Annotated in this window: 25 protein-coding genes; 17 read left to right on the plus strand and 8 right to left on the minus strand. The window is 69.1% G+C overall.

Going from position 1 to position 25,480, the window contains the following annotated elements; translation table 11 throughout:
- Positions 1-440 precede the first annotated feature (440 nt).
- Positions 441-1,949: a replicative DNA helicase gene (gene dnaB, locus Q0A34_RS01415; protein WP_291477757.1), complete on the plus strand. Its 1,509-nt coding sequence runs from the start codon at positions 441-443 to the stop codon at positions 1,947-1,949.
- Here the strand turns inward: dnaB and Q0A34_RS01420 are convergent, their stop codons facing one another.
- Positions 1,950-2,414, minus strand: a complete 465-nt coding sequence (locus tag Q0A34_RS01420) for a MarR family winged helix-turn-helix transcriptional regulator (protein ID WP_291477759.1) — start codon at positions 2,412-2,414, stop codon at positions 1,950-1,952. It lies immediately after the preceding gene.
- Positions 2,415-2,509: 95 nt separating this feature from the next.
- Between Q0A34_RS01420 and Q0A34_RS01425 the strand changes: the two genes are divergently transcribed.
- Genes Q0A34_RS01425 through Q0A34_RS01435 form a run of 3 tightly spaced genes read left to right on the plus strand, consistent with a single transcriptional unit; the run spans position 2,510 to position 3,905 of the window.
- Positions 2,510-3,055, plus strand: a complete 546-nt coding sequence (locus tag Q0A34_RS01425) for a YceI family protein (protein ID WP_291477761.1) — start codon at positions 2,510-2,512, stop codon at positions 3,053-3,055.
- Positions 3,056-3,087: 32 nt separating this feature from the next.
- The gene (locus tag Q0A34_RS01430; protein WP_291477764.1) at positions 3,088-3,534 is read left to right on the plus strand and encodes a CrcB family protein; all 447 of its coding nucleotides are present in this window, start codon (positions 3,088-3,090) and stop codon (positions 3,532-3,534) included.
- Positions 3,531-3,905 carry a CrcB family protein gene (locus Q0A34_RS01435; protein WP_291477765.1) on the plus strand — a complete coding sequence of 125 codons (375 nt, stop codon included), beginning with the start codon at positions 3,531-3,533 and terminating at the stop codon, positions 3,903-3,905. Before Q0A34_RS01430 ends, Q0A34_RS01435 begins: the two co-directional genes overlap by 4 nt.
- Here Q0A34_RS01435 and Q0A34_RS01440 read toward each other — a convergent pair whose 3' ends face one another.
- Complete coding sequence (locus Q0A34_RS01440) at positions 3,906-4,403, minus strand: hotdog fold domain-containing protein (RefSeq protein WP_291477766.1); 498 nt, start codon at positions 4,401-4,403, stop codon at positions 3,906-3,908. It abuts the gene before it with no gap.
- Between the two features lie 206 nt (positions 4,404-4,609).
- On the opposite strand from Q0A34_RS01440, the gene trxA reads away from it, so the two are divergent.
- Positions 4,610-4,978: a thioredoxin gene (gene trxA / locus Q0A34_RS01445; protein ID WP_291477768.1), complete on the plus strand. Its 369-nt coding sequence runs from the start codon at positions 4,610-4,612 to the stop codon at positions 4,976-4,978.
- Positions 4,979-4,995: 17 nt separating this feature from the next.
- Here the strand turns inward: trxA and Q0A34_RS01450 are convergent, their stop codons facing one another.
- Positions 4,996-6,069: an NAD(P)-dependent alcohol dehydrogenase gene (locus Q0A34_RS01450; RefSeq protein WP_291477770.1), complete on the minus strand. Its 1,074-nt coding sequence runs from the start codon at positions 6,067-6,069 to the stop codon at positions 4,996-4,998.
- Between the two features lie 116 nt (positions 6,070-6,185).
- Between Q0A34_RS01450 and Q0A34_RS01455 the strand changes: the two genes are divergently transcribed.
- The 3 genes from Q0A34_RS01455 (at position 6,186) to Q0A34_RS01465 (ending at position 9,120) form a co-directional block, all read left to right on the plus strand.
- A complete protein-coding gene (locus Q0A34_RS01455; protein ID WP_291477772.1) occupies positions 6,186-7,007 on the plus strand; it encodes a PspA/IM30 family protein in 822 nt (273 codons plus the stop codon).
- A gap of 270 nt (positions 7,008-7,277) precedes the next feature.
- Positions 7,278-8,771 carry an MDR family MFS transporter gene (locus Q0A34_RS01460; RefSeq protein ID WP_291477774.1) on the plus strand — a complete coding sequence of 498 codons (1,494 nt, stop codon included), beginning with the start codon at positions 7,278-7,280 and terminating at the stop codon, positions 8,769-8,771.
- The gene (locus Q0A34_RS01465; RefSeq protein WP_291477775.1) at positions 8,755-9,120 is read left to right on the plus strand and encodes a hypothetical protein; all 366 of its coding nucleotides are present in this window, start codon (positions 8,755-8,757) and stop codon (positions 9,118-9,120) included. Before Q0A34_RS01460 ends, Q0A34_RS01465 begins: the two co-directional genes overlap by 17 nt.
- 13 nt (positions 9,121-9,133) lie before the next feature.
- Here Q0A34_RS01465 and Q0A34_RS01470 read toward each other — a convergent pair whose 3' ends face one another.
- From Q0A34_RS01470 to Q0A34_RS01490, 5 genes are all read right to left on the minus strand, one after another.
- On the minus strand, positions 9,134-9,805 hold the full coding sequence (locus Q0A34_RS01470) for a YdcF family protein (protein ID WP_291477777.1): 672 nt from the start codon (positions 9,803-9,805) through the stop codon (positions 9,134-9,136).
- A 107-nt stretch (positions 9,806-9,912) separates the two neighbouring features.
- Positions 9,913-11,040: an aromatic acid exporter family protein gene (locus Q0A34_RS01475; RefSeq protein WP_291477778.1), complete on the minus strand. Its 1,128-nt coding sequence runs from the start codon at positions 11,038-11,040 to the stop codon at positions 9,913-9,915.
- Positions 11,041-11,109: 69 nt separating this feature from the next.
- Positions 11,110-12,003 carry an SDR family oxidoreductase gene (locus Q0A34_RS01480; RefSeq protein WP_291477780.1) on the minus strand — a complete coding sequence of 298 codons (894 nt, stop codon included), beginning with the start codon at positions 12,001-12,003 and terminating at the stop codon, positions 11,110-11,112.
- 115 nt (positions 12,004-12,118) lie between these two features.
- Positions 12,119-13,483 carry a gluconate:H+ symporter gene (locus tag Q0A34_RS01485; protein ID WP_291477804.1) on the minus strand — a complete coding sequence of 455 codons (1,365 nt, stop codon included), beginning with the start codon at positions 13,481-13,483 and terminating at the stop codon, positions 12,119-12,121.
- Positions 13,484-13,503: 20 nt separating this feature from the next.
- A complete protein-coding gene (locus Q0A34_RS01490) occupies positions 13,504-14,055 on the minus strand; it encodes a gluconokinase (protein ID WP_291477782.1) in 552 nt (183 codons plus the stop codon).
- Positions 14,056-14,273: 218 nt separating this feature from the next.
- Here Q0A34_RS01490 and Q0A34_RS01495 point away from each other — a divergent pair, with 218 nt between their 5' ends.
- The 9 genes from Q0A34_RS01495 to Q0A34_RS01535 all read left to right on the plus strand — a co-directional run.
- The gene (locus Q0A34_RS01495; RefSeq protein WP_291477784.1) at positions 14,274-15,611 is read left to right on the plus strand and encodes a lipase family protein; all 1,338 of its coding nucleotides are present in this window, start codon (positions 14,274-14,276) and stop codon (positions 15,609-15,611) included.
- Between the two features lie 20 nt (positions 15,612-15,631).
- On the plus strand, positions 15,632-17,917 hold the full coding sequence (locus Q0A34_RS01500) for a glycoside hydrolase family 3 C-terminal domain-containing protein (RefSeq protein WP_291477786.1): 2,286 nt from the start codon (positions 15,632-15,634) through the stop codon (positions 17,915-17,917).
- Between the two features lie 189 nt (positions 17,918-18,106).
- Positions 18,107-18,979, plus strand: a complete 873-nt coding sequence (locus Q0A34_RS01505; protein WP_291477788.1) for an SDR family NAD(P)-dependent oxidoreductase — start codon at positions 18,107-18,109, stop codon at positions 18,977-18,979.
- A gap of 5 nt (positions 18,980-18,984) precedes the next feature.
- Entirely contained in the window at positions 18,985-20,403 is a 1,419-nt protein-coding gene (locus Q0A34_RS01510; protein ID WP_291477790.1) for an MFS transporter, read from the plus strand.
- A complete protein-coding gene (locus tag Q0A34_RS01515; RefSeq protein WP_291477792.1) occupies positions 20,400-21,947 on the plus strand; it encodes an AMP-binding protein in 1,548 nt (515 codons plus the stop codon). Before Q0A34_RS01510 ends, Q0A34_RS01515 begins: the two co-directional genes overlap by 4 nt.
- Positions 21,944-22,750 (plus strand): SDR family oxidoreductase, encoded by an 807-nt coding sequence (locus tag Q0A34_RS01520; protein ID WP_291477794.1) that lies wholly within the window; start codon positions 21,944-21,946, stop codon positions 22,748-22,750. The genes Q0A34_RS01515 and Q0A34_RS01520 overlap by 4 nt, the downstream gene beginning before the upstream one ends.
- A gap of 15 nt (positions 22,751-22,765) precedes the next feature.
- A complete protein-coding gene (locus tag Q0A34_RS01525; protein WP_291477796.1) occupies positions 22,766-23,905 on the plus strand; it encodes an acetyl-CoA C-acyltransferase in 1,140 nt (379 codons plus the stop codon).
- A gap of 18 nt (positions 23,906-23,923) precedes the next feature.
- Positions 23,924-24,562: a TetR/AcrR family transcriptional regulator gene (locus tag Q0A34_RS01530; protein WP_291477798.1), complete on the plus strand. Its 639-nt coding sequence runs from the start codon at positions 23,924-23,926 to the stop codon at positions 24,560-24,562.
- 194 nt (positions 24,563-24,756) lie between these two features.
- Positions 24,757-25,480, plus strand: a 724-nt coding sequence (locus Q0A34_RS01535) for a lipase family protein (protein WP_291477799.1), incomplete at its 3' end; no start/stop codon positions are given.

Genomic DNA, 25,480 nt, shown 5'->3' on the forward strand with positions numbered 1-25,480 from the left:
CGTGGGCGGTGTTGTGCAGTGCTGTGCACTGTTGTGCACACCCACCCACGGCCCTGTGGACAACTGTGGACAACCCGGGGACGAGGCCCCTCAATATGCACGAAATATGCGCATACTTAGTTATGCCGTGACCTCGGACGATGCTGCACCGGGTTCCCCTGGCCTGCGTGAACACGGGTTGTCCACGGCGTGCGTCCGCTTATATTCCGCACTGTCACCCCTGTGACCAGCAATGTCTTAGAAAATGGCAGGTCAGGGCGCTTCCTGTCCACAAGTTGTCCACAGGCAGTGCAGGAGGGACGGTGTTACGCACACATTCTGTCCACAGTTCACGCACACAGCCTGTGGACAACTTCCTCCCGGAGGGGTGTGGAGTAGGATTGCGGCACTGACGGGCCGCGGGGCGGGACGCCCGCGAAAAGGGGGCTAGAATCATGGACATGAGCACACCGGAACGGGCACGCGACAGCTTCGCCGACGACGCGGGGGCCGCCCCCCTGCCGCCGGAGCCTGACCAGTGGGAGGGCGAGGCGTTCGCGCCTGCGCAGGCTCCGGGCCCCGGGGGGCGTGGCACCTACCGGAAGCGGGACAACGGGACCGGTGCGGGCGGGGCCTTCCTCGAGGCCCGTCAGATGCCGCAGAACACCGAGGCGGAGATGGGCGTGCTCGGCGGCATGATGCTGAGCAAGGACGCCATCGCGGACGTCGTCGAGCGTCTGCGTCCCGACGACTTCTACCGTCCCGCGCACCGCACCATCTACGAGACCATGCTCGAGCTCTACGGCGAGGGCATGGAGGTCGACCCGGTGATCCTCGCCGGGCGGCTGGACAACAACGGCATCCTGGAGAGCGTGGGCGGGGCACCGTACCTGCACGAGCTTTCGGCGAAGGTCCCCACCGCGGCGAACGCCGGCTACTACGCCGACCTGGTCGCGGAGAAGGCGGTCCTGCGCCGTCTCGTGGCCGCCGGTACGAGGATCGTGCAGTACGGGTACTCCGGTCTTGAGGGCAGTGAGCTGGAGAGCGTGGTGGACCGCGCCCAGCAGGAGATGTTCAACATCACCAACGAGTCCGCGTCGGAGGACTACATGGTGCTCCAGGACCTCCTGGAGTCCACCATGGACGAACTGGACGCCCTGGAGAACGGCGACGGGCAGGGGCAGGGCGTGCTCACCGGGTTCAGTGAGCTCGACGAGATGACCAACGGTCTCCGCGGCGGGCAGATGATCATCGTCGCGGCCCGTCCCGGTGTCGGCAAGTCGACACTGGCCATGGACTTCATGCGGTCGGTGTCGGTCCAGCAGCACCGTGCGTCCGTGCTCTTCTCCCTGGAGATGAGCAAGTCCGAGGTGATGATGCGCGTCTTCTCCGCGGAGGCGGAGGTGCCGCTGTCGGTGATGCGCGGCGGCAAGATGGTCGACTCCCAGTGGGACAAGCTGACCCAGCGGGTCACCGCGATCGAGGACGCCCCGATCTTCATCGACGACTCGCCCAACCTCACGATGACCGAGATCCGGGCCAAGGCCCGCCGGCTCAAGCAGAAGCACGACCTCGGCCTGATCGTCGTCGACTACCTGCAGCTGATGAGTTCGGGCAAGAAGGTCGAGTCACGTCAGCAGGAGGTCTCCGAGTTCTCCCGTCAGCTCAAGCTGTTGGCGAAGGAGGTCGACGTGCCGCTGATCGCGATCTCGCAGCTGAACCGTGGTGTCGAGTCCCGTGGCGACGACGCCTTGCCGCGCGTCTCCGACCTGCGTGAGTCCGGTTCGCTGGAGCAGGACGCCGACATCGTCCTGCTGATCAACCGTCCCGACGCGCAGAACCGTGACCACGAGCGGGCCGGCGAGGCCGACCTGATCCTGGCCAAGCACCGTGGTGGCCCGATCGGAACGATCCAGGTCGCCCACCAGCTGCACTACTCGAAGTTCTCGGATCTCAGCAGGGGAGTGTGACTAGTCCCCGAACTGTTCGGCGAGGGTCCCCAGGATGCCGCGGAGGTCGTCGGCCTGCTGCTCGCTGAGCACGTCGAACATCATCCGCCGGACGGAGGCGACGTGGGAGGGCGCGGCGTCCCGTATCGTGGCGAGACCGTGGTCGGTGAGGACCACGAAGGCGCCGCGTCCGTCGGAGTTGCAGGTCTCCTTGCCGAGCAGGCCGCGGTTCATCATGCGGGTGATCTGGTGGGACAGCCGTGAACGGTCCCAGGTCAGCCGGTCGGCGAGCACCGCCATGCGCATCCGGTGGTCCTCGGCCTCGGAGAGGTTCACCAGGACCTCGTAGTCGGCCATGGACAGGCCGGTGTCGCGTTGGAGGTCCCTGGCCAGCGCGGAGTCCATGCGCCGGGCCACGGACAGCCATGAGCGCCAGAGACACTGCTCGGACTCGGAGAGCCAGGGGGTCGTCGTGCCGTTCGTCATATCTCCATTGAACCACAGACAGGAAGTAGTTGACACATCAACTACATGGGTCTACTCTGGCCACCGTCATGCACCACACGAAGGAGAACAGCATCATGAGCAGCATCAACGACTACAGCGGCAGCTACACCATCGACCCCGCCCACTCCGAGATCGGGTTCACCGCCCGCCACGCGATGGTCACCAAGGTCCGCGGATCCTTCACCGAGTTCACCGGTTCGGCCACCACGGGTCCCGAGCTCCGGGACGCGAGCATCTCCGTGGAGATCCAGGCGGGGTCCATCGACACCCGCAACGCCGACCGTGACGGCCACGTGAAGTCCGCGGACTTCTTCGACGTCGAGACCTACCCGACGATCACCTTCACCTCCACCGACGTCCGCGCCGACGGCGACGACACCCTCGTCGTGACCGGCGACCTGACCATCAAGGACGTCACCAGGCAGGTCACCGTCGAGTTCGAGTTCGACGGGGAGGTCACCGACCCGTGGGGCAACAGCCGTATCGGCTTCGAGGGTTCCACCGAGATCAACCGCTCGGACTTCGGGCTGACGTGGAACGCCCCGCTGAAGAGCGACGGCGTGCTGGTCTCCGAGAAGATCAAGCTGAACTTCGACATCTCGGCGACGAAGAACGCCTGACTTATCCCCGCGGGTGCTCTAGCATCACGGACATGACTGCAGATGTGTCCGTAGGGGAGCACCGCCGCCTCGGCGCCCTCGTCTTCACCGGGGGCGCCGTCGGCGCGTTCCTGCGGTGGGCGTTCACCGTGGACACCGGCGTCGCCGGGTCCCTCTGGCCCCTCCTGGTGGTCAACCAGGTGGGGGCCTTCGCACTCGGGCTGCTCGTCGGTGCACTCCCGTTCGTCAGCGACACAGGGCGCGACGGGGCGTCGGGCCGCAGGAACCGCATCCGGGCGGCCCTCGGCACCGGTCTGCTCGGCGGGTTCACGTCCTACTCCGCGATCGCCGCGGCCACCGTGCAGGACGCCGGCGGCGTCCTCGGACCGGTCGTCTACCTGGTCGGGACGGTGGTCCTGGGCCTGCTGCTCGCCCGCGCCGGGATGTGGTGCGGGGAGCGGCTCGTCCCGGGTGGCACGGTGGAAGGGGCGGACGCATGACCGGGGAGGTCTCGTTCATCGCCGCGGTACTCGTCGCCCTGGGGGGTGGGACGGGGGCGTGGCTGCGCTGGCGTGTCGACGCGGCGATCACGCGGCGCAGCGGCAGTGACCTGATGGTCGCCCTGCTGGTGATCAACACCCTCGGTTCGCTGGTGCTGGGGGTGGTCAGCGGGCTGACGGACAGCTGGTGGCTCCTGGCCCTGGTCGGTGCCGGTCTGTGCGGTGGTTTCACCACCTTCTCCACCGCGTCGGTGGACGCGGTCGACCTCCTGCGCCGGGGCCGGACGACGGCCGCGGCCGTGTCCGTGGCGGGCATGGCGCTGCTGGCGGTCGCCGCCTTCGGAGTCGGCCACTGGCTCGTGGTCTGGTGATCAGCTCTTCTTCGCCGAGATCCACACGTCGATCTCGGCGTGGACCGGTTCGTTGCCGGCGTCGTCGACCAGTGCGATGTCCACGGTGACCAGCTGGCCCCCGGTCTCCCGGGTGACGGTGGAGAAGTCGGGGAAGTCGGCGGTGGCGGTCACGGTCAGCCCGCCGGTCGACTTGGTGGGGTAGTCGGCGCGCATCCCGCGCGGCAGCCACCGGTGGGTCGTCGGGACGCTGGACTCGCACAGCATGCCCATCGCCGCCTCGGCGCCGTTGAGTGCGGCGATCACGTGGTAGGTGCCGATGTGGTTGCGCACGCCCCACCAGTCGCCGATGCGGACGACCGCGCGTCCCGGTTCGGCGACGCGGACGCGGGGGAGGACGGTCCGGAAGTACGGGGCCTTGAGGCTGAACCCGAGCGAGAACAGCCCACGGCCTGGTGTGCTGCCGTTGAGCTTCCTCCACAACTTGTAGGTACCGGTGGCGGGGCCATGAGTAGTCATGTTTCCAGACATTATCGGAGGCCGCTGCCCGGCACAGCCGAACGGCGCGAGCGGGCGACACGCGATCCTGAACACCGGTAGCGTGGGGGCGGCACCGGTGGAATACCGGCCGCGTCCGGTGACGTTGAACTGGGTGCGGCGCGTGAACGACCGACGAGCGAACCGACAGCGACAGCGACGACAACTACCTTCAGGAAGGTGCGGCCATGGCCACCACGACGATCACCAGCGAGAACTTCCAGGACACCATCCAGGGCGACGGCATCGTCCTGCTCGACTTCTGGGCGGAATGGTGCGGACCCTGCAAGCGGTTCAGCCCCGTCTACGAGAGCGTGTCGGAGAAGTACCCGGACTACACCTTCGGCAAGATCGACACCGAGGCCAACCAGGACATCGCCGCGGCCCTGCAGATCCAGTCGATCCCCACGCTGATGGCGTTCCGTGACGGCATCCTGGTCTACCGCGAGGCCGGCGCACTGCCGCCCAAGGCGCTCACCGACCTCATCACCGAGGTCGAGGGACTGGACATGGACGACGTCCGCAAGAAGGTCGCCGAGCAGCAGCAGAACGGCTGACCTGCCACCCGGCGGACTCAGATGGTGCGTGCGTCGATGACGGCGCGGTAACGCACCTCCGACCCCAGTACCCGCCGGTAGGCGTCGTTGACCTCGTCGGCGGAGACGAGTTCGATCTCCGCGGTGATCCCGTGCGCGGCGCAGAAGTCGATCATCTCCTGGGTCTCGGCGATCCCGCCGATGTTGGACCCTGCGAGACTGCGTCGGCGCCCGGTGAGCTGGTTCGCACGCACGGACATCCCCTCCGGCGGTAGACCGAGCATCACCAGCGTCCCGTCCGGGGCGAGCATGCTGAGGTACCGGTGGACCGGCAGTGTCGCCGACACCGTGTTCAGGATCAGGTCGAACTCGTCGGCGTGGTCCCTGTGGAAGGTGTCGGCGGCGTCCCCGCCGGTCGCCACGTAGGAGGACGCGCCGAACCGTAGGCCGTCCTCCTTCTTCGACGTGCCGTGGGAGAAGACGGTCACCTCGGCGCCGAGGGCGGCGGCGATCTGCACGGCCACGTGGCCCAGCCCGCCCATGCCCACCACGGCGACGCGCGACCCGGGGCCGACGCCCCAGTGTTTCAGGGGAGAGTAGGTGGTGATCCCGGCGCACAGCAGCGGGGTCATCGCCGCCATCGTCGCGCCGTCGAGTCCGCCGTCGACCGCGGGCATGCGGATCAGGAAGTCCTCCCGGCACACGATGTGGGTGGAGTACCCGCCCTGGGTGACTGTGCCGTCGTGCCGGTCGATGCTGTTGTAGGTGCCGGTCAAGCCGTTGAGGCAGTAGTTCTCCTCCCCGGCCTCGCAGGAGGCGCAGTCGCCGCAGGAGTCCACCATGCACCCGATCCCCACGACGTCACCGACGGCGTGGCGGGTCACCCCGGCACCGGTCTCCACGACGGTGCCGACGATCTCGTGCCCGGGGGCCATGGGGAAGTTCTCGTGCGGCCAGTCGCCGTTGACGGTGTGGATGTCGGAGTGGCAGATCCCGGACCAGCGGATCTCCACGAGGCAGTCGTCGGGACGCAGGTCGCGCCGGATGACTGTGCTCTTCTCGAGGTCGGCGCCGGCGGCGGGGGCGTGGATGCAGGCAGCGGTGGTGGTCATGGTCACCGATGGTAACCCTCCCCGGTGCGACCGCGGGACGCGCGGACGGAAAACCCTTTATGCTGGGCTACAGACCACAGAGGCCACCCGGGCACGACATCGTTAGGAGTACCGCCATGGCGAACCCCTTCTCCAAGGGCTGGAAGTACCTCATGCAGTCCCTCGACACCACCATCGAGGAGAACGCGGACCCGAAGGTCCAGATCCAGCAGGCGACTGAAGCGGCCAAGAAGCAGCACCGTGAGGTCACCGAGTCCGCCGCCCGGATCATCGGCAACCGCAACCACCTCGAGATGACGCTGAACCGCCTGGTCAAGGACCAGGAGAAGCTGCAGGATAACGCGCGCACCGCCCTGCAGCAGGCGGACAAGGCGGCCGCCGAGGGGGACACCGCCGCGGCGACGCAGTACACCAACACCGCCGAGATCTTCGCCACGCAGCTCGTCACAGTCGAGCAGGAGATCGAGGACACCAAGAAGATGCATGCGCAGGCGACCCAGGCGGCTGAGCAGGCGCAGCAGCAGCAACGGCAGTCCGAGGCGCGTCTCAAGGAGCAGATGGGCCAGATCGACCAGCTCCGCGCCCAGGTGGACCAGGCGAAGATGCAGGAGAGCTCCAACCAGGCGCTGGAGTCCATGCAGGGCATCCAGGCCGACGACAGTGTGCCCACCCTCGACAGCGTCCGCGACAAGATCGAGGCCCGCTACGCCACCGCACTGGGTGCGCAGGAGCTCACCGAGAACAGTGTGCGCGGCCGGATGGCCGAGATCGAGTCGAGCGGGCGCGACATGGCCGCGTCCTCCCGTCTCGAGCAGATCCGTGCCGAACTCGCCGGGGGCTCCACCGGCGGGGCCGGTGAGATCACCGCAGGGGAGTCAGCTGAGGACGCGGCAGACGCGCAGGACGCGGCGGATTCCGGGGAGGCGCAGGGGCGCTGACCTCCCTGCGCTGCCGGGTTGCGCCGACGGCCCGGAACCTCTAAGATTGCAAGGCTTGAGCACGGGAGCGTGGTGTTCCGCCGACAGGCGGCCCCGGGCACTCCGGATACTTTGTGACGAGACCTCCACAGCTGTACGCGGGGGTCTTTTTGGTTGCCTTCATCCCGAGCCAATCGCTGCAGCGGGTCAACCGACACTGCAGCCCACCGGCGACGTCGTCCACACGGTCAGCCCGTGTGTCCGTCGCCTCGCATCTTTGGGAGGACCTCCATGGCAGAAAACAGAACCTCGTCCGGCGCGCGCCCGGACACGACCGGTGTCAACGTCGGTCTGCTGATCGGCATTCTCGTCGCAGCGGCCTTCGTCGCGATCCTCAACGAGACGGCCCTGTCCAACGCGCTGCCCAGTCTCATGCGCGAGTTCCGGGTGGGCGAGGACGTCGCCCAGTGGCTGACCACCGTCTTCATGCTCACCATGGCCGTGGTCATCCCCACGACCGGGTACCTGATGCAGCGGCTGACCCTGCGGACGATCTACATCCTGGCGCTGTCGCTGTTCCTCGGCGGAACGGTGCTGGCCGCGGTCGCCCCGGTCTTCGCCGCGCTGTTGGCGGGACGCGTGCTGCAGGCCGCCGGCACCGCACTGATCATGCCGCTGCTGATGACCACGATCATGATCCTCATCCCGGTGGAACGACGTGGCTCCGTCTTCGGTCTAGTCACCATCGTCATCGCCGTGGGTCCGGCACTCGGGCCGACGTTCGCCGGTATGGTCCTTGAGCTCGCGAACTGGCGGTGGATCTTCATCGTCATGGTGCCTCTGGCCGTGATCGCCCTGGTGATGGGCATCTGGCAGATCCGTAACTTCGAGGAGCCGAGCCGTCCGCCCTTCGACCCGGTGTCCGTGCTGCTCTCCGCGGTGGGTTTCGCTGCGGCGATCTACGGCCTGTCCGGCCTGTCCAAGGCGGCCGAGTCCTTCCCGACGACGGCGGTCGTGTGCCTGGTCGTCGGTGCGGTGGTCCTGGTGGTCTTCTTCCGGCGCCAGGGCATGCTGATGCGTGCCCAGACGGCCGGCGAGCACCGCGCCCCGCTGATGAACACCACCCCGCTGAAGATCCGGGAGTTCTCCTGGTCCCTGGGGCTGATGCTGCTGTCCTTCGGCTCGCTGTTCGGTTTCATCATCATCATGCCGATCTTCGGCCAGAACGTCCTGGGGCTCTCGGAGCTGCAGACCGGCCTGGTGACCTTGCCCGGCGGCATCATCATGGGTGCGATGGGGCCGGTCGTGGGACGTCTCTACGACGCCCACGGGACCCGACCGCTGATCATCCCCGGCGGGGGTCTGCTGGTCGTGGCGATGGGTCTGCTGCTGATGCTCGACGAGAACAAGACCTTCTGGTACCTCGTCCTCATCGCGGTCGTGCTGAACATCGGCCTGTCGCTGCTGATGACACCGCTGATGTCGAACGCCCTCGCCGCGGTCCCGAACGACATCTCGTCGCACGGGTCGGCGATCCTCAACACCCTGCAGCAGCTCGCCGGCGCGGCCGGTACGGCACTGTTCATCGCAGTGATGGGGATCGGGTCGGCGAACTCCACGGCGGGCACGCCCGTCGGCGCCCTGGTGGACGGCGTCCACGTCGCCTTCTTCCTGGGTGCGGGCATCGCCGTGCTCGTGTTCGTCCTGGCACTGGTGCTGCGCATCGACGCGCGGGACGCGGGTGCGGGGGCCGGTGAGGTCCAGCGGGATGAGCAGACGGTCTGACGCCCGGGTCCTGACCGCCGTCCTGCTGGTGGCGCTCGTCGCCCTCGGGACGGTGGTGGTCTGGTGGTACAGCCGGAGCTACCTGGAACGTGCCGGGGGACTGCGTGAGTCCGAGGCCCGCACCCTCTGCGGGGACGAGGTCCGGTGGGAGACCGGTTACGGCAGGGACGCCGAACTGGACCTGTGGGGCGCGCGGAACGACGGGGACGGGGAGCGGTGGGTCATCGACGGCCAGGTGTTCGCGGAACACCTGGAGGGTGTCGAGGTGACGCGTGGGACGCGGACCGACGGGGAGCAGTTCCGCTGCCTGGTCACCGCCGACCGGGTGGTCGTGGAGATGGTGGACTGACGGGGGAGTGGGGTCAGCCCCGGCCGCCGACGTAGCCGAAGGCGCGCAGTCCGGCGTCCCGGTAGTTCTTCAGCGCCCGCAGGTAGTGCGGGTCGGAGGTGACGACGACGGCGGTCCCGGTGCGTTCCCTGATCATCCGGGCGGTGTACTCCACGTTCTGGAGGGTGTTGCCGGCCTTCTCCTCGAGGAGGATCTCGTTGCCGACGCCGAGCTTCTGCAGTGCGTCATTCATCGCCGCTGCCTCGGTCGGGCAGTCTGCGCGGGTGGGGCCGCCGGTGACGATCACGGGGTTCCGGGGGTGCTCCCGCAGCAGTTCGGCGGCGGCGGTGAGGCGGTCGGTGAGAACCCGGGGTGCCGAGCAGTCCTCCTGCAGTTGGGCACCGAGGATGACGACCGGCGTGTTCTCGTTCATGCGCAGCAGTGAGTTCGCCAGGGGGGTGCGGACGAACTCGGAGTCGGTGACGTTGTAGACGTGCTGCTTGGCGGAGGCGACGAGATCGTCGACGGCGGACACCGAGCCGGACACTGAGCCGGCCACCGGGCCGGACACGCCCGGGGTCGCTGCGTCTGCCGGGGCGACGGCGGGGGTGACGGCCACAGCGCCGACGGTCAGGAGGCCGGCGAGTGCCGCGGCGACGGCGCCGCGGCGCGACCTTCCGGAGGAGAGGGGTGAAGCAGAGGACACGGGAGAGCTCCTGGGCTGTTGACGGTACCCGGACCGGAGGGGCCAAGTAGTGATAGCAGCATAACTGAGTACCGTGCGTGCGGAAAGGGGACCGGGCGAACGGCACCTCAGTCCGCGGTCTCCCGGGCATGCCGGGAGGAGGCGACGTCGTCCACGACCGTGATGATGTGGTCGAGACCGGTGATCATCGCACCGTAGACCGGCCAGTGGGCGGTCGGCAGATCCCCGGCGTCGGAGAGCTCCTCGGTGAGCGCGCTCAGCCGGTCCGACAACGACTCGACCTCGGCGTCCGGGTCCGCCACCGCGCGTCCGGCGTCGCGGGAGATGGACGCCCACTCCTCGCGGAAGCGGGTGTCCCAGCCGCTGTCCGCGTAGGAGGCCTCCCGTAGGGTCCGGGCGAGGTTGCGCAGGTGGGAGACACCTTCGTCGGCACGCCGGAGGATGTCCTCCCAGTTCGCGTCCGCAGGGTCCGGCGCCTGCCCGGCCCCCGCGCGGGCCCGGCGGAGCCGGGCGAGGTAGGAGCGCGGGTTCGCCCGTCGGCTCTCCCGTGCGAACCGCACCACGGACCACGCCGAATTGAGTTCCTCGGTGATCGCGTCCGTCTCCGTGATCCAGGCGTCCGCCCGGTCGGTGTCCCACGAGGAGGCGAACTCCTCGCCCATGTTCTCCAGGACCGATCCCATCCGGTGGTTCACGCTGTCGACGTACCGCGAGGCCTGCCGGTCGCGCATCGGCGGCAGGACCAGCAGGTTCACCGCGATGCCGACGAGGACGCCCACGCCGATCTCCAGCATCCGGTCGCCGAACTGCTGCTGCTGTTCCGAGAAACCGTCGCTGAGGATGAAGATGGCCATCGTCGCGACGGTGACGCCCTCGTCGCGGATCCAGGGAACTCGGGCGACCACCAGGCCGACCAGCAGGGCCAGGGCGTAGGTCCACAGTGAGACGCCCAGGATATGCCCCACGAGCGACGCCACGCCGATGCCCAGCAGCGACGCGACCGTCGACTGCACCCCGCGCGACAGGGTGCGGTAGGCGGTGGCGTCGATGGTCAGCAGGGCGACCCACGGGGCCAGGAACGGGAAACTCGTGTTCAGGAAGGTCACCGAGACCCACCACGCCGCCGTGGCGGCGACCACGCACTTGGCGATCTGCAGCCCCGCCGTCGAACCCTCCGGGCCGCTGACGGCGGCCCAGAGCCTGCCGAGGGCCCCGGGGCCGTCGGTCCGGGTCATACGCCCACGTCCTCGGCGTCGAATGCCATGGTGCTGCTCCTTACTGCGCCGCTGCTGCCGGGTTCGGTGTCACGGGCTGATCTGTCCGCCGTTGACGTGGACGGTGGATCCCACGACGTAGCTGGACTCCGGGGAGGTCAGGAAGACGTAGGCGGGGGCGACCTCGACAGGCTGGCCCGCCCGCCCCAGTGGCGTGTCCCGCCCGAACCCGGGCAACGCCTCCCTGGGCTGGCCGTCGGAGACCTGCAGCGGGGTCCAGATCGGCCCAGGTGCCACGGCGTTGACGCGGATCCCCTTCGGGGCGAGCTGGACCGACAGGTTCTTGGTGAGGTTGTTGACGGCGGCCTTGGTCGACGCGTAGTCCATCAGGTGGTCCGAGGGGTCGTAGGCCTGGATGGAGGTGGTGTTCACGATCGTCGACCCGGCCCCCAGGTGGGGCAGTGCGGCCCGGGTGACGCGCACCATGGCGTGGAGGTTCACCTCGTAGGTGTGCTTCCACTGCTCGTCGGTGACGTCGGCGAAGTCGGTCACGGCGATCTGCCGGCCGGCGTTGTTGACCAGGGCGTCGAGACCGCCGAGGTGGGTCACGGCCTGGTCCACGAGGTCCGTGCAGTAGCGCCCGTCGGACAGGTCGCCGGGCAGCAGGACGGCCCGTCGGCCGGACTCCTCGATGAGGTCGGCGACCCGCCGGGCGTCACGTTCCTCGTCGGGCAGGTAGGCCAGGGCGACGTCGGCACCCTCCCGGGCGAAGGCGAGGGCGGTGGCGGCGCCGATACCGGAGTCCGCGCCGGTGACCAGGGCCTTCCGTCCTTCCAGACGTCCGGTGCCGCGGTAGCTGGTGGCCCCGATGTCGGCCTGGGGGACAAGTTCGGCGTCCAGCCCCGGTTCGGGCTGGTGCTGCTCCGGTGGTTCGACGGCCTCGAAGCGGGTGACGGGGTCGGTGAAGGTCAGTTGGTCTGCCATGGGTGGTGCTCCCTCCTGCATGTCGCGTATCGGGAAGTGCCACGACCCTACCAGCGACCTGACCTGCAGGTATGTGGACCACCCCGAGGGGTGGCCCCATGTGCGGGGAGTGGTGTCAGATGACCAGGTGGACCAGCAGGACCACGCCCAGGGCCACCACGGAGAGGACCGTCTCCATCAGTGACCAGGTCTTCAGGGTCTGGGGGACGGTCATCCCGAAGTACTCCTTGACCAGCCAGAATCCGGCGTCGTTGACGTGGGAGAAGAACACCGAACCCGCGCCGATGGCCAGCACCATCAGTGCCACCTCGGTGGAGCCCATGCCGGCGGCGACCGGCGCCATGATCCCCGCCGCAGTGACGGTCGCCACCGTGGCTGAACCGGTGGCCAGGCGGATGAACACCGCGACCAGCCAGCCCGCGATCAACGGCGACACCGGGGCGCTCTGCACCCATTCGCCGACGACGTCGGCGACACCGGTGTTGACCAGCGTCTGCTTGAAGCCTCCGCCGGCACCGACGATGAGGATCACCCCGGCGATCGGCCCGAAGGAGCCGCCGACCTGGTCGGAGACCTCCTGGCGGGTGCGGCCCATGCCGAAGCCGAGGAAGAACATCGCCAGCAGCACGGTGGCGAGCAGGGCGACGAGGGGTTCACCCAGGAACTCGAAGGTCTTGAACACCGCCGAGTCCTCGGAGACCTGCAGTGACTCCACGACGGTGCGCGAGAGCATCATCACCACCGGCAGCAGCACCACGGTGAGTCCGCGGCCGACCGACGGGCGGTCGGTGCCGGCGGTCTGGGTGATGTCCTGACCGGAGATGGACGTCGGTGCCTCGATGGGCACCCAGCGGGCCATGAGCTTCGCCGACAGCGGTCCGGCGATCGCCACGACGGGCACGGACACCAGCAGGCCCAGGGCCAGGGTGAGTCCGAGGTTCGCGCCCAGGGCCTCCACGGCGATGAGGGGGCCGGGGTGCGGCGGCACCAGGGCGTGCAGTGCGGAGAGGCCCGCCAGGGCGGGGATGCCCAGCAGCATCACCGGGAGCTGCGAACGGCGTGCCGCCAGCATCACCACGGGGATCAGCAGGACGATGCCGACCTCGAAGAACAGTGGGATACCCAGCAGCATCGCCAGCCCGGCGATGACCCAGGGTCGCAGTGCAGGCGCGGTACGGTCCAGGAAGGCGTCGACGATGCTGTCGGCGGCCCCGGACTTCACGAGGAACTGCCCGATCACCGCTCCCAGGGCGATGAGCACGCCGACGTTGCCGATGGTGCCGCCGAAGCCCTCGGTGAAGCTGCCGAAGGCCTCCACCAGGGGTGTGCCGGCGACGAGGGCCAGGACGGCGGAGCCGATCATCAGGGAGAGGAAGGGGTTGAGCTTGGCCCAGACGATCAGCCCGATGATCAGGGCGATGCCGATGGCGGCGGCGATGACCAGTTGGGATTCACCGGCGGTGCCCTCCGCCAGGACCATCGCCGTTGTCGGTGCGGTGCTCATGCCGGCCGTCCTTCGTGGACGAGCACGGAGAGGGCGTCGATGGCGAGGATCTCGTCGGCGAGCCTCTCGGGTGCTTCGGTGGCGTCGACGGTGACGCCGTTCTCGTCGGTGTCGAGGCCTTCGAGGGTGTCGAGCTGGGAGCGCAGCAGGGAGGCGGGCATGAAGTGGCCCTTGCGGTCCTCCATGCGGGCGGCGAGGACGTCCTCCGGGGCGTCCAGCAGCACGAAGAACTCGTCACCGTCGGCGGCGCGCAGCACGTCACGGTAGGACTTCTTCAGTGCCGAGCAGGTCACGATGGTGGAGTGGCCTTTCCCTGCCTGTGCGGTCATCCAGTCGCGCAGCTCCTGCAGCCAGGGCCACCGGTCGTCGTCGTTGAGCGGCTGGCCGGAGCCCATCTTCTTCTTGTTGGCCTCGGGGTGGAATACGTCGGCCTCGGCGTAGGGGACACCGGTTCGCTGTTCCAGCTGCTCGGCGATCGTGGTCTTTCCGCTGCCGCTCACCCCCATGATCACGAGGTGGACGGGGCGGGGCCGGGTTGTGTCGGGCATGGCACTCGTTTCTGGTTGGACGGGTGGTCTTGCGGAGACTGTACTCCTGCGGCCCTCCGTGGGGAAGGTTCCGAGTGTGTCTGTCTCCGATGACGGTCTCTGTGGTTTCGTGTGGTTTTCGCCTGCGGTGCCGGTCGGCGTCGGTCCCGGAGTAGGTTTGATGGGGAATGTAGCCTGGAGAAAATGTCTCCGGTCTGGTGATCAGAGGAGAGTCGGGTATGGGGAGAACGGCAGGAAGGACGGTCCGGGCGGCGCTCGCCGGCCTCGCCGTCGCAGCGGGACTGGTGACGGTGCCGGCGCAGGCGCAGACACTGCCGTGGGGAGGTCACGCACCACGCGTCGAGGCCGGGGACGTCGACCCCTTCTACGACACCGCCGACCTGGTGCCGGGAACGCCCGGGACGGTGCTGCGCACCGCGTCCGCGCCCTACGCCCCGGCGCCCCCCGGACCGGACGGGCGGCAGTTCGCCGTCCCGGACCGGGTCCGGAAGATCATGTACTCCACCACGGACACCGCCGGTCGGCCCGTCGCCGTCAGCGGCTACACCGTGGAACCGACGGTGCCGTGGACCGGACCGGGGGAGCGTCCCACCGTGGTGGTGGGCCGGGGGACCGTCGGCCAGGGCGACCAGTGCGCCCCGTCGCGGAACTGGCCCCTGGACAACCAGCCGGACCCGCTGGACTCCGGTCGGACGGTCGCCCTCGAGGGCGCCTACGACTGGGCGTTCGCCAGCCAGGGCGTGAGGGTGGTCGTCACCGACTACGTCGGCATGGGGACGCCGGGGATGCACACCTACATGAACCGGGCGGAGCAGGCCCACGCGATGATCGACGCCGCCCGTGCCGTCCGCACCCTCGTCGAGGAACGGGGCGGCACCTTCGGGCCGGTCGGCTTCTACGGGCACTCCCAGGGCGGGGGCGCCTCCACCGCGGCCGTCGAGGTGGTGGCGGACTACGCACCGGACCTGGACGTGGCGGGCGCCTACGCCTCGGCGCCGCCGGCCGACCTGGAGGAGGTGCAGCGCACCATCGACGGGTCGAACCTGGTCGGTGCGATCGGCTTCACCATCAACGGCCTCAACGCCCGCTACCCCTCCCTCGCCGCGGAGCTCGACACACACCTCTCCGGGCACGGCCGTGAGGTCCTCGACGACCTGGCCGGCATGTGCACCGACGAGATCGGCGACACCTACGGGTACCAGACCACCGACCGGTGGACGGCGGACGGACGCAGGCTCGACGACCTGCTGGGCGAGATCCCCGAGGGGGTGCGGGCCATGGAGGAGCAGCGCATCGGCACCGGCACTCCCGCCGCGCCGACGATGGTCGTCTCAGGCCGTCACGACAAGACCGTCGACTACACCCAGGCACGCGAACTGGCCGCCACCTGGTGCACGGCCGGTGCGCCCGTGGTGTACCGCGACGACGTCCTCCCCGAGATCAGCGACCAGAACCACTTCCTCCAGGCGGTCTCCGGCAGCGCCTTCGGCATCCCGTTCCTGCTCGACAGGTTCCACGGCCGCCCCGTCGGCGGCACCTGCGCCTTCCCCGCGTGAATCCCCGTACAAAGGACACCATGAACCACCACACACCAGACAGCACCGACAGCACCGATATCGCTGCCCTGTCCCTGGCCGACCGGGCCGGGCTCGGGTCCGGGAAGAACTTCTGGCAGACCAGGGACGTCGGCGACGTCCCCTCCGTCACGATGACCGACGGACCGCACGGACTGCGGAAGCAGACCGGCGGAGTCGACCACCTGGGGCTGGCCGGCAGCGAGCCGGCGACCTGCTTCCCGCCGGCCGCCGGCCTCGGCCAGAGCTGGGACCCCGGGCTCGTGGCCCGGATCGGCGCCGCCCTCGCCGACGAGGCGCAGGCAGCGGACGTCCAGGTCCTCCTCGGGCCGGGCGTGAACATCAAACGGTCCCCGCTGGGCGGCCGGAACTTCGAGTACTACTCCGAGGACCCGCACCTGGCGGGTGTCCTCGGCTCCGCCTGGGTCGCCGGCCTGCAGGGCGGGGGCGTGGGTGCGAGCCTGAAGCACTTCGCACTGAACAACCAGGAGACCGACCGGATGCGGGTCAGCTCCGACGTGGACCCGCGGCCGCTGCACGAGATCTACCTGCGGGCCTTCCGCAGGATCGTGGAGGACACCCGCCCGTGGACGGTGATGTGCTCCTACAACGCCGTCAACGGGGTCCCGGTCCGCCACAGCCGTGAACTGCTCACCGACATCCTGCGCGGGGACTGGGGCTTCGCCGGTGTCGTCGTCAGCGACTGGGGCGCCGTCGGAGGCCGCCTGCGGTCACTCGCCGCGGGTCTCGACCTGCAGATGCCGTCGGACGGCGGGACGGGCGACGCCGAGGTGGTCAGGGCGGTCAGCAACGGGCAGTTCGACGAGCACCCGGTGACCGTCGCCGCACAGCGTGTGGCGGCGCTGGCGCGGAAAGCCGCCGCCGCACGGCGCGAGGTGACCTTCGATGACGCCACGGTCGAGGCACACCACGCCCTGGCGCGGGAGGCGGCGGCACGGTCCGTCGTCCTGCTCAAGAACGACGAGGCCGACGGACGCCACATCCTGCCGATCGCCGCCTCCGGTGTCACCGGCTCCGTCGCGGTGATCGGCCCCTTCGCCGAGACACCGCGCTACCAGGGGGGAGGCAGTTCGCACGTGAACCCCACCCGTGTCGACTCACCGCTGGAGCTGATCAAGGAACGTCTGGCGGCGCCGGTGACCTACGCCGCCGGTTTCACCACCGACGGTTCCGGCCGGCACAGCGGGCTGCTCGCCGAGGCGGTGGAGGACGCCGCGAACGCGGACATCGCCGTGGTGTTCCTGGGTCTGTCACCGGACCAGGAGTCCGAGGGCTTCGACCGTACCGACCTGTCGCTGCCCGCCGAGCAGCTCGGCCTGCTGCGCGCGGTCCGCGCCGTGCAGGACCGTGTGGTCGTGGTGCTGTCCCACGGCGGTGCGCTGGACCTCACCGAGGTCACCGAGCTGGCCCCGGCGATCCTGGACGCCAACCTCCTCGGGCAGGGAGGGGGAGCGGGCATCGCCGATGTGCTGACCGGCGAGGTCAACCCCTCGGGAAAGCTCACCGAGACCCTGCCGACGCGCCTGGCGGACACCCCGGCGTTCCTGGACTTTCCCGGCGAGCACGGGCATGTCCGCTACAGCGAGGGCCTGTACGTCGGCTACCGCTGGTACGACGCACGCAACCTGCGGGTCGCCTACCCGTTCGGGCACGGGCTGTCCTACACCACCTTCGCCTACGACGAGGCCTACGGGCAGCCGGACGACGACGGTGACGGCATCACGGTCACCGTCGGGGTGACCAACACCGGACGTCGCGCCGGGCGGGAGGTCGTGCAGGCCTATGTGTCGGTGCCGGACTCGGACCAGGTCCGGGCACCGAAGTCGCTGGCGGGATTCGGCTCGGTCACCCTGGAGCCCGGGGAGCGCGAGGAGATCGAGATCCACCTCGACCGGCGTGACCTGGAGTACTGGGACGTGAGGCTGGGCCGCTTCGTCCTGGAGTCGGGACGCTACGTTGTGCACCTGGGGTCGTCCAGCCGTGACCTGCGGGCGACGGTCCAGGTCGACCTCGAGGGCGACGAGGTACGTGTGCCGTTGACCCTGGAGTCGACTCTCGGGGAGGCGCTCGCCGTGCCGGCGGTGGCGGAGTCCCTGGGCAGCGCCCTGAGCGGGCTGACCGGTGAGGGGGCGGACTCCGGCGACGGGCTCGGTGTCGACATGGCGAAGATGATGGCGAGCATCCCCCTCGACCGGGTCATCACCTTCAGCGGTGGTGCGGTGACCCGCGAACAGCTCCAGGAGCTGCTGGAGAGGGTGAACGGCTAGGGGCGACGGTCGCCGCGCTGACCGGGCGCGGCGTCGGGTGGGCGTGCCACGGCGGATGCTGCCAGAGCCGTGGGGCCGGGGACTGACGTGTCCACAGGAACTGTGTCACAAAACAAAAGCTTGACAATCATGAGACCCCGGTCACATAATACTCGTCAGTATCGCAGTTCACTTCGAGAGAGGCGAGTCATGGAAGAGTTCACAGGGCAGGTTGCCGTCATCACCGGGGCGGGAGGTGGACTGGGCAGGGCCCACGCCCTCGCCCTCGCGAAACGCGGCGTGAAGGTCGTGGTCAACGACCTCGGCAACGCCGGTGCCGTCGTCGACGAGATCACCGCCGCCGGGGGAGAGGCCGTCGCCGACAACGCCGACATCTCCGACGCCGCCGCCGCGGCCGCGCTGGTCGACACCGCCGTCCGGACATGGGGCCGCATCGACATCCTCATCAACAACGCAGGCATCCTCCGCGACAGGAGCTTCGCGAAGATGGACCTCGACGACTTCCGCGCCGTCGTCGAAGTCCACCTCATGGGCTCCGTGAACTGCACCAAGGCGGCCTGGCCGCACATGGTGGAGCAGGGCTACGGCCGGATCCTCATGACCACCTCCGCCTCCGGCATCTACGGCAACTTCGGTCAGGCCAACTATGGCGCGGCGAAGTCCGCGCTCGTCGGACTGACCAACGTCCTCGCCATCGAGGGCGAACGCAAGGGCATCAAGGTCAACGCCCTGGCGCCGACCGCCGCCACGCAGATGACCGACGGCCTCATCGACGAGGACGCCGCCGCGAAACTCGGCCCAGAGACCGTCGCCCCCGGCGCGGTGTTCCTTGTCTCGAAGGACGCCCCGACCGGGGTGATCCTCGGCGCCGGTGCCGGCGTCTTCGCCGTCTCCCGCATGCTCGAGGCGGAACCGGTGGCCCTGCCCGCCGACGAATGCACCGCCGAGGGGGTCGCCGCCCGGTGGGACGAGATCTCGGACATGGGTGACCCGCACTCCCTGGGGTCGGCCTTCGACCAGACCGCGCTGTACGTCCGCGCGGCCACCGAGGCCGGGAGGTGAGCCCGATGTCCGTCTCCGACGCCCCGAAAGCGCTGGGCGCCATCCACGCCGTCGCCACCCGGAAGGCGATGCTCCGCCTGCTGCCGATCCTGTGCCTGGCGTACTTCATGTCCTACGTGGACCGCACCAACATCGCGATGGCGAAGACCCAGCTGCAGGCGGACGTCGGCATCAGCGTGGCCGCCTTCGGCCTCGGTGCCGGCCTGTTCTTCCTCACCTACGCCTTCCTCGAGGTGCCCAGCAACCTGATCATGTTCCGGGTTGGCCCGCGCCGCTGGATCTTCCGCATCGCGGTGAGCTGGGGAACGGTCACGGCCCTGATGATGTTCGTGTCCAACGACATCACCTTCTACCTGCTGCGCATCCTGCTCGGCGCGGCCGAGGCGGGCCTGTTCCCCGCCATGATGTTCATGATCACCCAGTGGTTCGCGCAGAAGGACCGGGCGACCGCCATCGGCTACACCTACCTCGCCGCCACCCTCGGCATCTTCTTCGGCGGCCCGATGGGTGGGGCGTTGATGGGCATGCACGACACCCTCGGGCTGCACGGCTGGCAGTGGATGTTCCTGGTCGAGGGGATTCTCACCGTCCTCGTCGGATTCGTCGTGCTGGTCATGCTGCCGGACAAGCCGCAGGCCGCGGCCTGGCTGAGCCAGGAGGAGGCCGACGCGCTCACCGACGCCGCCGTCGGAGGTGACCAGCCCCATGAACGCCACTCGCTCAAGGGCAACGTCAAGGTCGCCTTCGGGCGCCCGTTCATCCTCCTGGTCGGTCTGATCTACTTCCTCAACCAGGTCACCAACAACGGCGTCACGTTCAACGTCCCCTCCATCGTGGAGGAGATGAACGTCAGCAGTACCTTCGTGATCGGGCTCCTGAGCGGTGTGACCGGAATCGGCGGCACCATCGGTGTGCTCCTGATCCCCCGGATCGCGAAGCGCTACACCAACGAGTCCGCGATCATCGGCTACCTGGCCGTCGGCTGTGCCGTCGCCGCCGCGCTGTTCCTCATGACGTCCTCCCCGGTGCTGCGCATCATCCTCATCGGTGTGCTGGGCTTCCTGTTCATCGGGACGCTGCCGCTGTTTTGGTCGGTGGCCATGCCGCGGATGACCGGCCTGATGGCCGCCGCGGGCCTGGCCTTCATCAACACCGTGGGCCTGACCGGCGGGTTCGTCGGGCCGTACGTCTTCGGCCTGGTGGAGAGCTCCTCGGGCACCCCCACGACCGGCTTCTGGGTCATCATCGGGGTATCGATCATCGGCGGACTCCTGTCGATCGCCCTGGGCCGGGCGCTGAAGAAGGAGGACCGCGCCATGGCCAGGGAGGCGGCGGAGGCCGCAGCCACCCGCACCACCTTCCGCCGGTCGGACGTCAACGACAGTTTCGTGGAGCAGGCCGCAGATCTCAAGGAGGAGAAGTGACAGCACAGAAACCACAGAAAGCACAGTGCGTGGAACCCGAGCTCGGCTTCCCCTTGTCGGAGATCCCCGTGCACTACGCGGCGCAGATGCCGGACACGGTGGTCGCCGAGGCCGGCGGCGAGACGCTGACCTGGGCCGACCTGGAGCGTCGGAGTGAGAGGGCCGCCCGCGGCCTGACGGAGAGGGGCTCGGAGCGCGGACGGATCGTCTCCCTGCTGATCCCCAACTCCGTCGACCTGGTCGTGGCGGTCTTCGCCTGTTACAGGGCAGGCGCAGCCCCGCAGGTGCTCTCCCCGCGGATGACCGCCCATGAACTCACGGCGATCCTCGAGCTCGGCGACCCGGCGGCCGTCGTCGTCGCCGACGACGGCAGCGGCCCCGACCTGCCCGGCACCGTGACCCTCAGCGAGTTGTCCGACGGCCATGCAGACGAGTCCCCGGAGTCCCCCGAGACTTCGGAGCCGCAGGTCGCGGTGGCGTGGAAGGCGCCGGTCTCCGGCGGCTCCACGGGATGCCCGAAGATCATCCTCTCCGGGCGGGAGGCGGTCACCTCGGAGTTCGACCCGACCTTCTGGGGCATCGGCCCTGGGGAGAGGTCCCTGATCACCGCCCCGCTGTTCCACAACGCCCCGTTGAACACGGCACTGTGCAGTATCTTCCGCGGAGGCTCGGTGTCGCTGCTCAGCAGGTTCGACCCCGAGGCCACTCTGGCGGAGATCGACCGCTTCCGAGCCACCTGGGTCTACCTGGTGCCCACGATGATGCGCCGCATCCTCGCACTGCCCCCGGAGGTCCGGGCGTCCTACTCCCTGGACTCCGTCCGTTCCTTCTGGCACTGCGCCGAACCCTGCCCCGCCTGGCTGAAGGCGGAGTGGATCGACTGGGTCGGTGCGGAGCGGCTCTGGGAGCTGTACGCCGGCACCGAGGCGGAGGCCGGCTGCACCATCCGCGGTGACGAATGGCTCCGTCACCGCGGGTCGGTCGGCCGGGTGACCTGGGGCCAGGTCATCCTGCTCGACGAGGACGGCGACGAGATCACCGAACCCGGGGTGACCGGTGAGGTGTTCATGCGTCCGCCGGAGGGCATGCCGCCGACCTACCGCTACATCGGTGCGGAACCCAGGACCCACGACGGCTGGTCGTCCCTCGGCGACATGGGCCACTTCGACGGGGACGGCTACCTCTACCTCCACGACCGCAGCTCGGACATGGTCACCGTCGGCGGGGTGAACATCTACCCCGCCGAGATCGAGGCGGCGCTGATGGAGCACCCCCGGGTGCTGACCGCCGTGGTCATCGGCCTGCCGGACCCGGACACCGGCAACCGCCTGCACGCCATCCTCAACACCGCAGACGGCGGGGTCACCGACATCGATCTCACCGAGTTCCTCACCGGGCGCCTGTCACGCAATAAACTGCCCAGGAGCTACGAGACCGTCACCGAACCGCTCCGCGACGACGCGGGCAAGGTCCGGCGACCGGCCCTCCGCGCGGCCCGGCTCACCACCCAGGCACCCACCGACACCTCCAGAAAGGCATCATGACCACACCAGAACTCTTCGACATCTCGGGACGCACCGTCCTGGTCACCGGGGGTGCCCGCGGCATCGGCCGGATGATCGCCGAGGGGCTGCTGCGCGCCGGGGCCACCGTCCTGGTGTCCACCCGTAAACCCGAGGCCGCGGAGGAGGCGGAGCGGGAACTCTCCGACCTCGGCACCGTCCGCGCCATCGCCGCCGACATCTCCACCGAGGAGGGCTGCCGGACCCTCGTCGACCGGGTCTCGCAGCTCACCGACCACCTGGACGCCCTGGTCAACAACGCCGGGGCGACGTGGGGCGCGACCTTCGACGACTTCCCGCCCTCGGCCTGGGACAAGGTGCTCGGCGTGAACGTGAAGACACCGTTCGTGCTGGCCCAGCTTCTGCGTCCGCTGCTCGAGGCCGGTGCCGGGGCGACCCCGGCGGGCCCCTCGCGCATCATCAACATCGGCTCCATCGACGGACTCGCCGTCCCGAACTACGAGAACTACTCCTATTCGGCGTCGAAGGCGGCGGTGCACCACATGACCAGGCACATGGCCGCCACGTTGGCGCCGTCGATCCTGGTCAACGCCGTCGCCCCCGGCCCGTTCCCCACGAAGATGATGAAGTGGGTCATCGAGGAGCGTGGCGAGGAGATGAACCGGGCCAACCCCCTGGGGCGGCTCGGCCGCGCCGAGGACATCACCGGGCTGGTGACGTTCCTGCTGTCCCCGGCGAGTTCCTTCATCACCGGCACGACCATCCCACTCGACGGAGGACTGACGTCCACCATGTCCGTCGCCATGTACGACACCGAGAACTGAGGAGACGACAGAACCATGAGAGAAGCAGTGGTGGTGTCCACCGCCCGAACCCCCATCGGCCGTGCCTACAAGGGCGCCTTCCGTGACACCCAGGGCCAGGAGCTCGCCGGTCACGCCGTGGCCGCCGCCGTGGAACGCGCGGGCCTGGACCCGTCCGAGGTGGAGGAGGTCATCCTCGGCTGCGCCATGCAGGAGGGCTCCACCGGGTACAACGTCGCACGTCAGGCGGCTCTGCGCGCCGGCCTGCCGGTGACGGTGCCGGGCATGACCGTCGACCGGCAGTGCGCTTCCGGCCTGATGGCTGTCGCGACGGCGGCCAAGGAGATCATGGTCGACGGCCTGCAGGTCGCCGTCGGTGGCGGTGTGGAGTCCATCAGCCTGGTGCAGAACGAGCACCGCAACAGCTACCGTGCCGTCGACCCGTGGCTCGCGGAGAACGGGCACGACGTCTACATCCCGATGCTGGAGACCGCCGAGAACGTCGCGGAGCGGTTCTCCGTCTCCCGGCAGGCCCAGGACGACTACGCCCTGGAGTCCCAGCGACGGACCGCCGCCGCGCAGGAGGCCGGCCTGTTCGACGACGAGATCGTTCCCCTCGGCGGCCTCAGCCTCGACGAAGGCAACCGCCCGTCCACCACCGCCGAGGGCCTGGCCGGGCTGAAGGCCGTGCTGCCGGACCGGGACGGACACGCGGCGACCATCTCCGCCGGCAACGCGTCCCAGCTCTCCGACGGTGCCGCCGCGGTGGTCCTCATGGAGAAGGACGAGGCCGCCCGCCGCGGCCTGGAGCCGATGGGCACCTACCGTGGCATCGCCGTGGCCGGGTGTGAGCCGGACGAGATGGGCATCGGTCCGGTCTTCGCCGTGCCGAAGCTGCTGGAGCAGCACGGACTCACCGTCGACGACATCGACCTGTGGGAGCTCAACGAGGCCTTCGCCTCCCAGGCGGTGTACTGCCGAGACCGGTTGGGCATCGACCCGGAGAAGTACAACGTCAACGGCGGGGCCATCGCCATCGGCCACCCCTACGGCATGAGCGGTGCGCGGATGGTCGGCCACGTCCTGCGGGAAGGGCGTCGGCGTGGCGCCCGCTACGTGGTCGTCACGATGTGCATCGGCGGCGGCATGGGCGCGGCCGGTCTGTTCGAACTGTGACTGTATACACTGGGTGACATGACAGTGGAGACTTTCGGCGTGGACACGGACGCCCACGATCAGGCACGTCACCAGATCCTCGACGCCGCCGCCGAGGTCTTCCAGCTCCGTGGTTTCGACCGTGCGACGATCGACGACATCGCCGAGGAGATCGGGGCCACGAAAGGGCGAGTGTACTACTACTACCGCTCGAAGTTCGACATCTACCTCGCCGTGTACGAGGAGGGGATGAGGAACGTCCGGCGGGTGGTGGAACCGTTCTCCACCGGTGACGGCACCGGGGCCGACCGGCTCGCCGCCATGGGTGAGGCGCACCTGGTCAACCTCATGCAGCACCTCGGGTACCACAACGCGATCCACCAGGGCGTTCCCGGACAGCGGTTCGCGGCCCTCAAGGAACGTCAGCGTGAGGTGCTGGGGAAGATCAACGGTCTCCGCGAGGAGTACGAGGTGATGTTCCGGCAGGTCCTCGAGGACGGAGTCGCCGACGGCAGCGTCCGCGACGGGGACCGTCGTCTGATGACGCGGGTCCTGTTGAGCAGCCTGAACAGCACCGCGATGTGGTTCCGGCCGCGGGAGGAACAGGACGGGGCCCAGGTGCGTGCGTTGGCCCGCGCCATCGTGGCCCAGACCCTTGGCGGGATCGTCGCACAGTGAGATCATTCTGAATTCACATTGTTTTTTCTCCCATGATCCCCGGTCCCCACGGTGGGGCCGGGGATCGTCTTTCCTTCCTCCGCAGGTCGCGGCGTTGTAGTCCGGATGTGCCACGCGGGAGCGCGGGAACCTCCCCGCCGCCCCGGCACCCCGCGGCTACGGTGTCGTCAACTGACTGACGACCCGGAGGCGACATGCGGCACCCGAAGAGAACAGTGTGGGCGACACTCCTCGTCCTGGCCCTCGGCGGTGGCGCCACCCCCGCCTGCGCCGGGACGGCCGAGAGCCCGCCGGGGGAGACCGCGCCGGTCACCGCACCGGTCACCGCGCCGGCCGAGATCCCCACCGTGCAGGACGACGCGTCCTTCTTCGCCCTCCCCGACACCGCCGAGCTGCAGGGCCTGGCACCGGGTGCGCCACTGAAGCAGCGCACCGTCCCGGCGACGGTGGAGGAGTTCGACGCCCCGCTGCAGGTCACGCAGATGCAGTACCGCACCACCGACACCCTCGGCGACCCCGCCGCGGCCGTGACCAGCGTGATCCACCCGCCGCCGTCGGTCACACCCACCGGCGACACCGTGATGTACGCCAGCTTCTACGACTCCATGCGGCCCGAGGACGGCCCGTCCCGCGTCCTGGGCGGCAGTGTCACCGAAGGTGGGGCGGTGGTCCTGGCGGAACTCGCATTCATCGCCCCGCTCCTCGCCTCCGGGCACACCGTGGTGATGCCGGACATCCAGGGTGAGCGGGAGATCTTCGCCGCCGGCCCGGAGTACGGGCAGATCATCCTCGACGGCCTGCGTGCCTCCCGCGACACCCCGGCCGCCGAGGTCGCCGCCGACTCGAAGACCGCATTGACCGGTTACTCCGGAGGCTCCATCGGGTCGGGCTGGGCGGGGATCATCGCCGACGACTACG

Origin of the sequence: Corynebacterium sp., assembly GCF_022712195.1 — a bacterium.
Taxonomy (GTDB): domain Bacteria; phylum Actinomycetota; class Actinomycetes; order Mycobacteriales; family Mycobacteriaceae; genus Corynebacterium.